This window comes from Pseudomonas sp. FP2254 (assembly GCF_030687695.1).
In the GTDB taxonomy this organism is placed as follows: domain Bacteria; phylum Pseudomonadota; class Gammaproteobacteria; order Pseudomonadales; family Pseudomonadaceae; genus Aquipseudomonas; species Aquipseudomonas quebecensis.
This window is the reverse complement of record NZ_CP117444.1, coordinates 965,982-979,259: the sequence shown is the minus strand read 5'-3', so window position 1 is coordinate 979,259 and position 13,278 is coordinate 965,982. Positions and strand designations below refer to the sequence as shown.

Annotated in this window: 12 protein-coding genes; 3 read left to right on the top strand and 9 right to left on the bottom strand. The window is 61.7% G+C overall.

Annotated elements, in window-relative coordinates; all coding sequences use genetic code 11:
• Window positions 1-858, top strand: a complete 858-nt coding sequence (rapZ, locus tag PSH94_RS04290; RefSeq protein ID WP_181080631.1) for an RNase adapter RapZ — start codon at window positions 1-3, stop codon at window positions 856-858.
• A gap of 16 nt (window positions 859-874) precedes the next feature.
• A complete protein-coding gene (locus PSH94_RS04285; RefSeq protein WP_305436586.1) occupies window positions 875-1,147 on the top strand; it encodes an HPr family phosphocarrier protein in 273 nt (90 codons plus the stop codon).
• A gap of 12 nt (window positions 1,148-1,159) precedes the next feature.
• Here the strand turns inward: PSH94_RS04285 and PSH94_RS04280 are convergent, their stop codons facing one another.
• The 6 genes from PSH94_RS04280 to pmbA form a co-directional block, all read right to left on the bottom strand.
• Window positions 1,160-2,053: a ZIP family metal transporter gene (locus tag PSH94_RS04280; protein WP_305436584.1), complete on the bottom strand. Its 894-nt coding sequence runs from the start codon at window positions 2,051-2,053 to the stop codon at window positions 1,160-1,162.
• Between the two features lie 33 nt (window positions 2,054-2,086).
• Window positions 2,087-2,698, bottom strand: coding sequence for a superoxide dismutase (locus PSH94_RS04275; protein WP_253510480.1), 612 nt, complete (start codon window positions 2,696-2,698; stop codon window positions 2,087-2,089).
• Window position 2,699: 1 nt separating this feature from the next.
• Window positions 2,700-3,128: a hypothetical protein gene (locus PSH94_RS04270; RefSeq protein ID WP_181080627.1), complete on the bottom strand. Its 429-nt coding sequence runs from the start codon at window positions 3,126-3,128 to the stop codon at window positions 2,700-2,702.
• Between the two features lie 26 nt (window positions 3,129-3,154).
• Entirely contained in the window at window positions 3,155-4,531 is a 1,377-nt protein-coding gene (locus tag PSH94_RS04265) for an aspartate ammonia-lyase (protein ID WP_305436581.1), read from the bottom strand.
• The gene (locus PSH94_RS04260; RefSeq protein ID WP_181080625.1) at window positions 4,524-4,919 is read right to left on the bottom strand and encodes a FagA protein; all 396 of its coding nucleotides are present in this window, start codon (window positions 4,917-4,919) and stop codon (window positions 4,524-4,526) included. Before PSH94_RS04260 ends, PSH94_RS04265 begins: the two co-directional genes overlap by 8 nt.
• A gap of 144 nt (window positions 4,920-5,063) precedes the next feature.
• Window positions 5,064-6,410 (bottom strand): metalloprotease PmbA, encoded by a 1,347-nt coding sequence (gene pmbA / locus PSH94_RS04255; protein WP_181080624.1) that lies wholly within the window; start codon window positions 6,408-6,410, stop codon window positions 5,064-5,066.
• A gap of 108 nt (window positions 6,411-6,518) precedes the next feature.
• On the opposite strand from pmbA, the gene yjgA reads away from it, so the two are divergent.
• Window positions 6,519-7,040, top strand: coding sequence for a ribosome biogenesis factor YjgA (gene yjgA, locus PSH94_RS04250; protein WP_181080623.1), 522 nt, complete (start codon window positions 6,519-6,521; stop codon window positions 7,038-7,040).
• 44 nt (window positions 7,041-7,084) lie between these two features.
• Here yjgA and tldD read toward each other — a convergent pair whose 3' ends face one another.
• The 3 genes from tldD to PSH94_RS04235 form a co-directional block, all read right to left on the bottom strand.
• Entirely contained in the window at window positions 7,085-8,527 is a 1,443-nt protein-coding gene (gene tldD, locus PSH94_RS04245; protein WP_253510477.1) for a metalloprotease TldD, read from the bottom strand.
• Window positions 8,528-8,543: 16 nt separating this feature from the next.
• Complete coding sequence (locus PSH94_RS04240) at window positions 8,544-9,392, bottom strand: carbon-nitrogen hydrolase family protein (RefSeq protein ID WP_305436578.1); 849 nt, start codon at window positions 9,390-9,392, stop codon at window positions 8,544-8,546.
• Window positions 9,393-9,455: 63 nt separating this feature from the next.
• The gene (locus tag PSH94_RS04235) at window positions 9,456-13,271 is read right to left on the bottom strand and encodes a YhdP family protein (protein ID WP_305436576.1); all 3,816 of its coding nucleotides are present in this window, start codon (window positions 13,269-13,271) and stop codon (window positions 9,456-9,458) included.
• Window positions 13,272-13,278: the final 7 nt, after the last annotated feature.

Genomic DNA, 13,278 nt, shown 5'->3' with positions numbered 1-13,278 from the left:
ATGCGTTTGATCATCGTCAGCGGCCGCTCCGGCTCGGGTAAGAGCACCGCCCTCAATGTGCTTGAGGACAGCGGTTTCTACTGCATTGATAACCTGCCTGCGGGCCTGCTGCCCGAATTGGCGGAGCGCGCGCTGATTCACACCGAGCTGGCGCAGCCGCTGGTGGCCGTATCGATTGATGCCCGCAATCTGCCCAGCCACCTTTCACGGTTCCCGGAACTGTTGGAAGAAGTGCGGGCCAAGCATATACATTGCGATGTGCTGTATCTGGATGCGGATGAGGAAACCCTGCTCAAGCGTTTCTCCGAAACCCGCCGTCGCCACCCGCTCAGCAGCCCGCATCGTTCCCTGGCCGAGGCCATTGAGGACGAAACGAAGCTGTTGGGGCCGATCATCGATCTGGCCGACCTCAAGATCAATACCACTAGCCTCAACCTGTACCAGCTACGCGACGCTATCAAGCTGCGCCTGCTGAACCAGCCTGAGCCCGGCACGGCATTTCTAGTCGAGTCCTTTGGATTCAAGCGTGGCATGCCGGTAGACGCCGACCTGGTGTTCGATGTGCGTTGCCTGCCCAATCCTTATTGGAAGCCTGAACTGCGTGACCAATCAGGCCTGGATCAGCCGGTGATCGATTATCTGGCGGCGCAGCCGGATGTGCAGGATATGTTTCAGGACATCTCCAGCTACCTGCTCAAGTGGCTGCCGCGCTTCGCTGCAAGCAACCGCGCCTATGTCACCATCGCCATCGGCTGCACCGGAGGCCATCACCGTTCCGTCTACCTGACCGAACGCCTGGGCCAGGTGCTGCAACAAACCCTCAAGAATGTCCAGGTACGCCACCGCGACCTCAGCTGAAAGGAACACCCCCGCGATGCCCGCACGTGAAATTGAAATCATCAACAAATTGGGCCTTCACGCCCGGGCCTCGGCCAAGTTCGTCGGTGTGGCTGGACAATTCCCTTGCAAGATCCGCGCAGGGCGTACCCGCGAGTCCATGGTCGACGGTAAAAGCATCATGGCCATGATGATGCTGGCGGCCGGCAAGGGCACCAAGATTCACCTTGAGACCGAAGGCGAGCGGGAAGAAGAGGCAATGAAGGCCTTGGAGGCGTTGATCAACAACTTCTTCGACGAAGGGGAATAATTCGCTGACGCTTCATCCCAACGCCGTATCCATCACCATCATCAAGCAAAACCCGATACACAGCCCCAGGCTCGCGAGCTTTTCGTGGCCATTGCGGCGCGACTCCGGGATAACTTCGTGAGTCACCACCAGCAGCATGGCCCCAGCCGCCAAGGCCAGGCCCAAGGGCAGCAGCACCTCGGCCAGGCTTACCAGCCAGGCGCAGAGCACGGCGAACACTGGCTCGACCAAGCCTGAGGCGGCACTCACCGTGAACGCCTTGACCCGCGACATCCCGGCGCCGGCCAGCACCAACGCTATCACCAGGCCTTCGGGTACATCCTGCAAGGCGATGCCCATGGCCAGACTGTCGGCATCCGGCATGCCGCCCCCGGCGGAAACGCCCACGGCCATGCCCTCCGGAATGTTATGGGCAATGATCGCGAACACGAACAGCCAGATGCGCGGCGGGATCACCGGTTGCTCCGGCGTACCCACCAGCATTTCCGGGCTGGCGCTTGAGACCTTTCGGTCAACCAGATAAAGGCCGAAGGCGCCCAGGATGATGCCAGAACTGACCAGGCCACTGGCGGCCCAGGGGGACAGCCCCAGCCCTTCAGCTGCCGCAATCCCCGGTACGATCAACGAAAACGCAGTGGCTGCCAGCATCACGCCAGCGCCAAAGCCCAGCAAGGTATCGCTCAAGGCCATCGGCATGCGCCGAATCACTAATACCGGCACCGCGCCCAGCGCCGTGCCCAACGCGCAAATGGAACCACCCTGCAGGGCACGCAGGATGCGCGGCTCAAGATCGAGCCAAGCCAGCCCGTGGGCCACCAGCAAGGCAGTGCCTGTCAACAGCAGCAGCGAGCCAAACGCATAGCGAAACAATCGCACGCTGCCAATCGCCAGTGTTTCAGTGCCCATAATCGGCCTTAGTGCTTGTTATGAAGAAGGGTGTCAGGCCAGAGCAGCCTGATAGCGGGCGGCGACTTCCGGCCAGTTGATAACGCTGTAGAAAGCATTGATGTATTCCGGGCGGCGGTTCTGGTAACGCAGGTAATAGGCGTGCTCCCAGACATCCAGGCCAAGGATCGGGGTGTTACCGCTCATCAACGGGCTGTCCTGGTTGCCGCTGCTTTCCACCACCAGGGTCTTTTGCGCAGTGACGCTCAGCCAGGCCCAGCCGCTGCCGAAACGCGTCAGCGCAGCTTTGGTGAACGCCTCCTTGAAGTTGTCGAAGCCGCCCAGCTGCTCATCAATCGCTTTGCTCAGTGCGCCCTCGGGCTTGCCACCACCTTGAGGCGACATTACCGCCCAGAACAATGAGTGGTTGGCGTGGCCGCCGCCTTGGTTGATCACCGCCGCGCGCATTTTTTCCGGCAATTGCTGCACACTCGACACCAGTTTCTCTATTGGCCAAGCGGCGAACTCCGTGCCCTCTACCGCCGCGTTCAAATTATTGATGTAGGTCTGGTGATGCTTGGTGTAGTGAATCTCCATGGTTTGCGCATCGATATGCGGTTCCAGGGCATCGTAGGCATAGGGCAAGGCAGGCAAGGTGTAGGTCATATCAATGTGCTCCGTATTGAGAAGGCGTGGGGTGCGCTGCAGTACCTCCCAGCAAGCGATGGGTACGCGGGTACTCGCCGTGGTCGCTGATGAAGTTCAACAGCTCAACGTAGGTTTTACTGCTCTGGCGCAGCGCCGCTTCACGCAGCTGCGGCGTAAGACGCGAGTCCTGCATGGCCTGCAGCAGGCGCTGGTGGATGGCGCACAAGTATTCCGCACTTTCCTCCGGCTGGTTGAGGCGCAGGTGCAGGTCCGCCAGGTTGTGATGGGAAATAACGCAGGCCGCGACAGCCTCTTCGGCATCGGCCCAGCGCTCGAACAGCACTAAGGCCAGGGCCAGGGCTTGCAGATAGGCCTCGCGCGCGTCCACCCAATCACCCTGCATAAAGCAGCGGTTGGCCCGTTCGATCGTGCGTTTCCAGTGCTCCATGGTGAGTCTCCAAAGCAGGTTGGCGATTACACGCCGCCGGCGGTGAGTTTTTCCGGATCCAACAGGACTTCTAATTGGCTGCGCGGCAGGTCGGTGTGCTCAACAGCCACGTCAATCACCGGACGCCCCTGCTGATAAGCCTTTTTGGCAATTTCAGCCGCCTTCTGGTAGCCGATGATGGGGTTGAGCGCCGTCACCAGGATCGGATTGCGCGACAGCGCCTCTTTGAGTTTGTCCTCGTTCACCTTGAAGCTGGCGATGGCCTTGTCAGCCAGCAGGCGGCTGGAATTGGCCAGCAATTCCAGGCTGCTGAGCAGGTTCTGAGCGATGATCGGCAGCATCACGTTCAGCTCGAAATTGCCTGACTGCCCAGCGACGGTGATCACCGTGTCATTGCCGATCACCTGCGCAGCCACCATCGCTGTCGCTTCAGGGATCACCGGATTGACCTTGCCCGGCATGATCGACGAGCCCGGCTGCAACCCCTCCAACTCAATCTCGCCCAGGCCTGCCAGAGGGCCGGAGTTCATCCAACGCAGGTCGTTGGCGATTTTCATCAGCGACACTGCAGTGGCTTTCAACTGGCCGGACACGGCGACGGCGGTGTCCTGGGAACCGATCAACGCGAACAGATGTTTGCCGGGCGTGAACTGGACGCCGGTCAGGCTGCTGAGCTGCTGGCTGAAGCGCGCCGCGAATTGCGGGTGCGCGTTGATGCCCGTGCCCACCGCAGTCCCCCCTTGGGCCAAGGCTTGGAGACTCGGCAGCAAGTCCTGCAAGTGGCCGATATTGGCCTTGAGTTGTTGCGCCCAGCCAGTGAGCACCTGACTCATGCGTACCGGCATGGCGTCCATCAGGTGGGTACGGCCGGTCTTGATGAACGGATGAACCTGCTCGGCCTTGCGCTCGATCACTTGCACCAGATGCAGCAGGGCCGGCAGCGTTTGCTCATGCAGAACAAGCGCCGCACTCACGTGGATCGTGGTAGGAATGACGTCGTTGCTGCTCTGGCCGCAGTTCACATGGTCATTGGGGTTGACCACTTCCCCCAGCAAACGGCTGGCCAGCGTGGCGATCACTTCATTGGCATTCATGTTGGAGCTGGTGCCGGAGCCCGTCTGGAAGATATCCACCGGGAAGTGGCGCATGTATTCGCCTTCCAACAAGCCTTGAGCGGCATCGACGATGGCTTTGCCCTGCCCCTCGCCGATTTGCTTGAGGTATACGTTGACCTTGGCGGCCGCGGCCTTGACCAGGATCAGCGCGCGAATGAACTGGGCGGGCATGGGGCGTTGGCTGATCGGGAAGTTGTTCACCGCGCGCTGGGTTTGCGCACCATACAGGGCATCGGCGGGCACATGCAGTTCGCCCATGCTGTCGCGTTCGATACGGGTGTTACTCATCGGAGGATCCTTGCGCCAGGTCAGAAACGGGTATGGACGGCAGCAACTGGCAAGTCGCCAACTGCCAGGCAAAGGCCTGCCAGCGCTTGAGGCGGCAGGCACAATGAGAAAGCTTTTCCAGGTCGCGCAGTGGGCGCCAGGCCTGATCAAGGCACTGGGAACGCCAATGCCAGGGCAAGGCAATATCGTTGGCGGTGTCGATCAGCAGACGAAATGAAGTTTCGGCGACCGTCCACGGGTGGGTCGCGGTGCAGCACGCCAGGTACCGCCCTTCGCTCAGGTAATGCTCGATCAGGCGCGGCTCATCAGGGTCCAGCCCGCAGCGAATCTGGCGACTCATCCAACGCCAGCTCTCCAGATAAGGATCTTCATGCAGGACAGAACTCATGATCTCACTCGCTCGGTAATGAGATTTATTATTAGATGATATTGAGAATCAAAACAAGCACTGCACCGGAATCGACTTTTCAAACGCCAAAAAAAAGCGCGCCATCACTGGGATGGCGCGCCTTTCCATAAATCGCTCGGAGCGTCAGCTACCCGCGACAGTCATCCGCTCGATCAAGACCGAACCGGTGCGAATGTTGCTGCGCAGTTCCAAGTCATTCCCTACCGCGACGATCTGCTTGAACATATCGCGCATATTGCCGGCGATGGTGACCTCCTGGACGGCAAACTGAATTTCGCCATTTTCCACCCAGAAACCCGCCGCGCCACGGGAGTAATCACCGGTAACCATGTTCAGGCCATGGCCCATCAATTCGGTTACCAGCAGGCCGCGCCCCATCCGCCGCAACAGCGCCGCCTGGTCTTCGTCGCCGTGGGTCACGAACAGGTTGTGTACACCGCCCGCATTGGCGGTGCTGGGCAAGCCGAGTTTGCGCCCGGCATACGTGCCCAGCACATAGGACACCAACTCGCCTTTCTCGACAAAGGGCTTGGCATAGGTCGCCAGGCCATCACCGTCGAAGGAAGTACTGCCCATGGCACGCATCAAGTGTGGGCGTTCATCGATGGTCAGCCATTCTGGAAACAACGTCTGGCCGATCGCCCCTTCCAGGAACGAGGATTTTCGATACAAATTGCCACCGGAAATCGCCCCGAGAAAACTGCCGAACAAACCGCCGGCCAGCTCCGCCGAAAACAGCACCGGCACTTCACAGGTCGGCACCGGACGCGCGCCCAGGCGGCTCGCGGCACGCTGCGCGGCTTTCTGCCCAATGCTGGCTGGATCGGCGAGCAAATCGCCCTGACGGTTCACGTCATACCAGTAATCACGCTGCATCTGGCCATTGGCTTCGGCGATCATCACGCAGCTCAAACTATGGCGAGTGGACGCGTAACCACCGATAAAACCATGGCTGTTCCCATACACGCGGCACCCCTGGTGGGTGTTCAAGGTGGTGCCATCGGCATTTTTGATCCTGGGGTCGGCGTCAAAGGCCGCGGCCTCGCAGACCAGCGCCTGTTCGATGGCCTGCTCCGGGGTGATATCCCAGGCATGGAACAGATCGAAGTCCTTCACGTCCTTGGCCATCAGCGCCTGGTCGGCCAAGCCCGAACTTTCATCCTCGGAGGTATGCTTGGCGATTGCCAACGCTGCGGCAACCGTTTCGCGAATCGCCTCCGTACCACTGGCGGATGTACTGGCCGACCCCTTGCGCTGCCCCACGTACAACGTGATGCCAAACCCCTGGTCGCGATTGAACTCAACGGTTTCCACTTCCCGCTGACGCACCGACGTCGACAGCCCCTGCTCCAGCGAAACGGCTACTTCACAGGCGCTGGCCCCCTGGCGCCTGGCCTCGGCAAGAATCTGCTCGACTTGTTCCTGCAGTGCCGGTAACGCTTGCGGACCGACGCTTTGGGCTGCACTCATGGTTTTCTCCACTCAAATTCTGCTTTCGGTTAAGGCCATCGAGCGACCGGGCCGGACAAGCGGCCCCCGACTGGTTATCATGGCGGCGTTTCTTTGCGGACTGCCACCATGGTTGATTCTTACGACGACTCCCTCGATGGGGAGAAAAGCAAAACCCAGGTCAAACGTGAGCTGCATGCTCTGGTTGACCTTGGCGAGCGCCTTACGACGCTCAAAAAAGACTTGATTGCCAAACTGCCACTGACCGACGAAATGCGTCGGGCGCTTGCGGATGCGCCCAAGCACACCGCGAACATCGCGCGTAAGCGGCACATTTCGTTTATCGGCAAGCTGATGCGCGATCAGGACATTGACGCCATTCTGGCCTTGCTCGATCAAACCGATGCCTCCACTCGCCAGTACAACGAACGCTTCCATAACCTGGAGCGCTGGCGTGACCGCCTGATCTCGGGCGATGACGCGGTGCTGGAGAAATTCGTGCTGGACTACCCGGATGCGGACCGCCAACAACTGCGCTCCCTGATCCGTCAGGCCCAGCACGAACTGGCGCATAACAAGGCGCCGGCCACCAGCCGTAAAATTTTCAAGTACATCCGTGAGCTGGACGAGACTCAACGCGGCCTGCGCTGATCCTCTTCCCCGGGTGGCGGCCTTCGCCACCCGAAGCTCCCTGCTTACGACCCCGTGCCACCCACGGTAATCGCATCAATCTTCAGCGTTGGCTGGCCGACACCCACCGGCACCGACTGCCCGTCTTTTCCGCACGTACCCACGCCGCTGTCCAGGGACAGATCGTTACCCACCATGGACACCTTGCTCATGGCTTCCGGCCCGTTGCCGATCAATGTTGCGCCTTTGACCGGCGCGGTGATCTTGCCGTCCTCGATCAAGTACGCTTCGCTGGTAGAGAACACGAACTTGCCGCTGGTGATATCCACCTGGCCGCCGCCAAGGTTGGCGCAGTAGATACCGCGCTTGACCGAGGCGATGATTTCCGCCGGGTCGCTTTCACCGGCAAGCATGTAGGTATTGGTCATGCGCGGCATCGGCAGGTGCGCGTAGGATTCGCGACGACCGTTGCCGGTGCGCGCCACGCCCATCAGCCGCGCATTGAGTTTGTCCTGCATGTAGCCCTTGAGTACCCCGTTTTCGATCAGGGTGGTGCATTCGGTCGGGGTGCCTTCATCGTCCACGCTCAGCGACCCACGCCGGCCAGCCAGTGTGCCGTCATCAACGATGGTGCACAGCTTGGAGGCGACGCTCTCGCCCATGCGCCCGCTGTAGGCGGAACTGCCCTTGCGGTTGAAGTCGCCTTCCAGGCCATGGCCCACCGCTTCGTGGAGCAACACTCCGGACCAGCCCGAACCCAGCACCACCGGCAAGGTGCCCGCCGGCGCCGGAATGGCTTCCAGGTTCACCAGTGCCTGACGCAGCGCTTCCCGGGCATAGCCCATGGCGCGATCCTCGCTGAGGAAATAACGGTAGTCGGTTCGCCCGCCGCCGCCATGGCCGCCGCGCTCGCGACGGCCGTTCTGCTCGACGATCACACTGACATTGAAGCGCACCAGCGGCCGCACATCCGCCGCCAGGCTGCCATCGGTGGACGCCACCAGGATGCGCTCCCATACACCGGCGAGGCTGACGCTGACCTGCTGGATACGCGGGTCCAGGGCGCGGGTGGCGGCGTCGACACGCTTGAGCAGCTCGACCTTCTCGGCGCGGCTGATCACTTCCAGGGGGTTATCCGGAGCGTACAACTGGGCCACGTCCTGGCTGCTGAACGCCTGAACCGTGCCATGCTGGCCCGCACGGGAGATCGAGCGCGCCGCGCGAGCCGCCAGGCCCAGGGCCTCCAGCGTGATGGCATTGCTGTAGGCAAACCCGGTTTTTTCACCGGACTGCGCACGCACGCCCACGCCTTGGTCAAGGTTGAAACTGCCTTCCTTGACGATGCCGTCTTCGAGGGACCAGGACTCGGAAATCTGCCCCTGGAAATACAGGTCGGCCGCGTCGATGCCCGGCCCGGCCAGATCGCCCAACACCGTTTGCAAGTTTTCGATGGTCACGCCACCGGGTGCCAGGAGGTGTTCACTGACTGAGGACAACAACTCGCTCATAGATTTGGCCTTAAATTCATCGTTCCGAAGCAGGCCGCTGCGCGCCCTGCGAGAAAAAGCGCCGATGGCAGACCACCGGCATGCGCGCCCGTATCGACGCTTGTTCACTGCTGTCGCGCGCGGCCAACAGCACCGCCTCGCCCTTATCCTGTTGCGCCAGCACCTGCCCCCATGGGTCGACAATCGCTGCGTGACCGTAGGTTTCCCGCGGTCCCGGGTGCACGCCGCCCTGCGCCGCTGCGAGCAGGTAGCACTGGGTCTCGATAGCCCGCGCGCGAATCAGTACATCCCAATGCGCGGCGCCGGTCACCGCCGTAAACGCCGACGGCGCGGTAATCAGTTCGGCCCCTGCGGCGCGCAGCTCGCTGTACAGCTCCGGGAAGCGCAGGTCGTAACATACGGTGAGTCCCAGACGCCCAACCGGGGTATCCGCCACCACCACGTGGTTGCCGAAAGCATAGTCGTCAGACTCGCGATAGCGACCTCGCGCATCGGCGACGTCGACATCGAACAAATGCAGCTTGTCGTAGCGGGCGACGATTTCGCCGCGATCATCGATCAACAACGAGCAAGCGTTGGGCTTGGCATACGGTTGACCTTCAGGCGGCAACGGCAACGTGCCTGCCACTATCCATAAGGTGAGGTCGCGGGCGGTCTGTTTCAACCATGGCAGGATCGGGCCTTCGCCCTGCGCCTCGGCGCGGCCGATATCCGCCACGTCGCGCCGCCCCATCGCAGCGAAGTTTTCCGGCAATACCGCCAACTTGGCTCCGCCCGCAGCGGCGCGTTCCAGCAAGCGTCGGGCCTGGGCCAAGTTGGCCGGCACGTCGCTCTGGCTGACCATCTGAATTACCGCAAAGGACATGGGGCGACACTCCGTAATGGGCATGCACCAAACATAGAGGACACCATGCTACTGCACGCTCACTCAGTTTGGCTTTTCAAATGGCTTGTCAAAGGTGATCTTCGGATCTTTCCAAGGCCCTTCGACCTTGTATTGCACGCTGGCGAAACGCGAGACACGATCGCCGATCAGCTTGTCGATCAGGAACAACGCACCACCGACCGCCGGCGCCCCCACGATCAACGCAGCAATCGGCAGGTTGTTGGTCACCGGCAGCGTCACCAGTAACTTGGCGTCAACGCGATCGGCCACCAGGTCGAGCGTACCGTTGAGCTCCAGATTACTCGAAGGTCCGGTCATGGTAATCGGCTCACGGGTCACGAACACGCCGTTACTCGCCGCGAGTAGGCCTTTGACCCGGTCATAGCTCAACCCTTTACCGAGCAGGTCCGAGAAATCCAGGCGCAGTCGACGCCCGATGGAGTTGAAGTTGAGCAGGCCAAATACCCGCAGGGCCTGGGCCCCGCCCTCGACTTCGACGAACTGGCCCTTGCGGAACGCTGCATCCAGGCTGCCGGAGAAACGCTTCGGCCCGACCCAGGCCGGCGAGCCCGGCCAACGCCCATCCACATCGAGATGGAAATCCTCGCTGGTCACAGTGGGCGCAAAGCCCCAGCCCTTGAGCACATCGGCGATATTCCTGCCGTCCAACCGGCCCTTGTACCAACTGCTGCTGTCGCCCGGTGCTCCCTCCCAACCCCCGGCGCCCTTGAGCTGCATGCCCTTCAGGCCCAGGTCCAGGCTGTTGAAGGCCAGGCCCTTGGCGGTAGGCCGGATCTTCAATGACCAGGCCCCGATCAGGTCCGGCCCCTGGAACAGCTGATCAATGGCGATATCCAGCGCGGGTATATCCTTGGGGTCAATACTGGCCAATGGGTCCGGTGCGTTCTCGTCAGCCTGTACGGTCGGGTCCACCGCCGGCAGCTTGACGTATTGCAGGTTGATCGCAATCGGCGCGCCCTTGGCGTCCGGAAGGCTGACGCTGCCCTTGGCCTGCCGGCTATCGAGCTGCACGGCCCACGCGGCGGGTTTGCGGTCCAACTGCAGGCTGACCTGATCGAACTGAGTGCCCAGCCCCGTAAGCTTGCCGATTTTGAAATCGGCACTGCTGAGCAGTTGCTTGGCGCTGCCGCCGGGATCGTTGCCGGCGTATTGATTCAGCAGCTTTTTCCAAGGGTCGATATCCAGCTCCGAGAGCACACCCCGAATGCGCAAGCCTTTACCGCCGGGCAACACCGCGTCGCCATCACCGAGGAACAACTCACCGCGGCCCTCATTGAACTTGTCCGGGGGGGCGGCAAAGGTGAAGTTCGCCAACTCACCGTAGTCGAACCAGTAGCGCCGCTCGGCGCCTTGCAGGGTCATGCGAAACGTACTGTCGCGGCCCTGGCTGGCCGGCATGCCGAACGGTGCCGGCAGGTCCACCGCTACGCCTTTGAGATTGGAACTGACCATCAACTGACTGTCGGCCCCGTCCAGGTCGAGCTGCAACTGGTAGGGAATATCACCGGACACCGGCAACGGCTGGGTAATTTTCAACCAGTCTGTCAGTCGCTTGACCGTGACCTGGCCTTTGGCGATGACCCGGGTACTGATATTGCCCGGCTTGCCATCGGCGAAGATCTGCGCAGTGATCGGTCGTTCAAACGCTTGGGCGGATATGTTCTGGCCACTGAGGCCCTTGGCGCTGTCGAAACGGAATTCACCCTTGAGCTGCGTCAGATCCAGGGTCGGCTCGGCCAGTTGCAGGCGTGCCTTGTCGGTCTGGAAGTCCACCACGATCTTGGGTTCGGTGCCCTTGGCCAGGGGGATATCCAGGTCCAGCCTGCCTTGCAGGTCGCCTTCACCTTTCCAGCCGGCGAAGGTCGACGCCGTGCCGATCGGCGCTTCCTGCAAGATCTTCAGGCCATCGCCCAGGCCGCCGGCGAAACCACCGGTAAGCAGCAAATGACTGTCCTTGCCCGCCGGAGCATGGGGAATATTGACGTAGATATCCTTGACCTGGGTATCGAGCAATTGGCCCTTGCTCGCCAGGATGCGCACGCCACTCTCCTCGACAAACACCTCGCCATCGACGTTGCTCACATGGGGCCAGCCCGGCTGGAACGCCAGCTCGGCGTCATGCACCTTGAAAAACAGGCTGATATTACGCGCCGCGCGCACCGCGTCATGGTTCAGCGAGCCCTGGTACTGGAAGAAGCCTTCGTCCACCGCGCCCTTGACGATCGCCGTGCGCAGCCATTCATCCAGGGCCGGGCTCAGCACCGCCGGCAGGTACTTGGGCGTGAAGCGCCCGTCGCCGTCGACCAGGCCGACACGCAGGTCCATGTAGTCTTCCTGGCTGTGGTCGAAATGCAGACGGATCAGGAAATCGGCGGCGATCTTGCCCTCCTCTCCCAGCACCTTGATATACGGTGCGATCAGGGTGAACCCTTGTTTGTCCAGGGTCCAGGTGAGGCGCGCGTTGGCCTGAATGTACTGCCAGGGCTTGGCGAAGATGGGGTCCAGGTGCAGGGAAAAATCCTTGCTGTCCATGCGCAGCTCGCCATGCCCCAGGTCGCCGCTGATGCTGCCGGATACGTTACGCGCGGCCGGCGCGCCGAAATAGGCATCAAAGCCCACACGTTCGAGGTTGGCGGCAAAACTGACTTTCTGATCGGAGCTGTCCTGGGGACGGAAATCCACCAGAACATTGCGCAGCAGCCCCGTGGCCTTGATGTGTTCAACCGCCTTGGCAAAGCCTTCCGGCAACGGAGCCAGTGCGTTGAGCAGCGGTGTGATGGGCGTCAAGTCCAGCCGGTCGGCCTGCAACTTCCAGACTTCAAGCGCCTTTTCGGTAGCCAGCGTCTGCTGCAACTGCATGCGCGATTCCCAGCGGGTTTCCCCCAGGCTCATCGCCAGCGAATCGACCAGGACGTTAAGGCCGGTATCACTGCGTTGCAGATAAGCGGTGAGAGCGAGGTTCTCGATATGTACCGGCTTGCGCTCGGCATAGCTGCCTTTGGCCTGAGGCGAGTTGAGACGCACCGCCGCGCTTTGCACGGCGCCATTGCCCCAGTTCAGCCACAGCTCGCCACCGGCCTTGAATTGCGTGAGCTTCCATTGCCCGGTCAGCCGAGCCGGAATCCATTTGGCCCAGTCGCTCTGAGGCAGGCTCGCATAGGCCTGGATCTCGGCGTCCTTCCATTGGCTGGCGCGGATGCGGCTGCGCAGGCTCAAGGCCAGCGGCTGGCCATCGGGCAGTGTCAGGCGCGCATCCAGGCGCTGGCGGGTCATGCCGGTGTGCAGGCTCAAGCCGACGTAGGTGAGGGTCGACGGCGGCTGGTCAAACGGCTGCAGGGTCACTTGGCTGTCGAGCAGCGATACACGCTTGACCTGCTGCATGCGTGTCAGCACCTGCTGCGGGTCCAGCGGCTGGTCGTCCTGCACCGGCAGGCCCTGCAAAGCCCAATGGCCGTCCTTGTCTTCCTTGACGCTCAACTGCAGGCCGCTGAGTTGCAGATGAGCGATGCGCACTTCGCGCGCGGTCAGGCTGGCCCAGATATCCGGCACCACTTCGACCTGGTCCAGGCGCAGGGCGCTGCTGCCCTCGCCCACCATCACGTCATGGGCACGCAGCACGGGCGCAAAGCCACTCCAGCGCCCTTCAAGGCTCCCGATATGCATGGGCATGCCCAGCGCAGCCTCGGTCTTGGCTTCGACTTCAGCCCGGTACTCGGCCACCAGCGGGGTCAACTGGCGCCCCAGGCTCACATACACGGCCGCCAACACCAGCAGCAAAGCGCACAGGCCGAGGCCCCAACGGGTCAAAGCGGCAAAAAAGCGTATCAGACGCTCCATGTCGGGC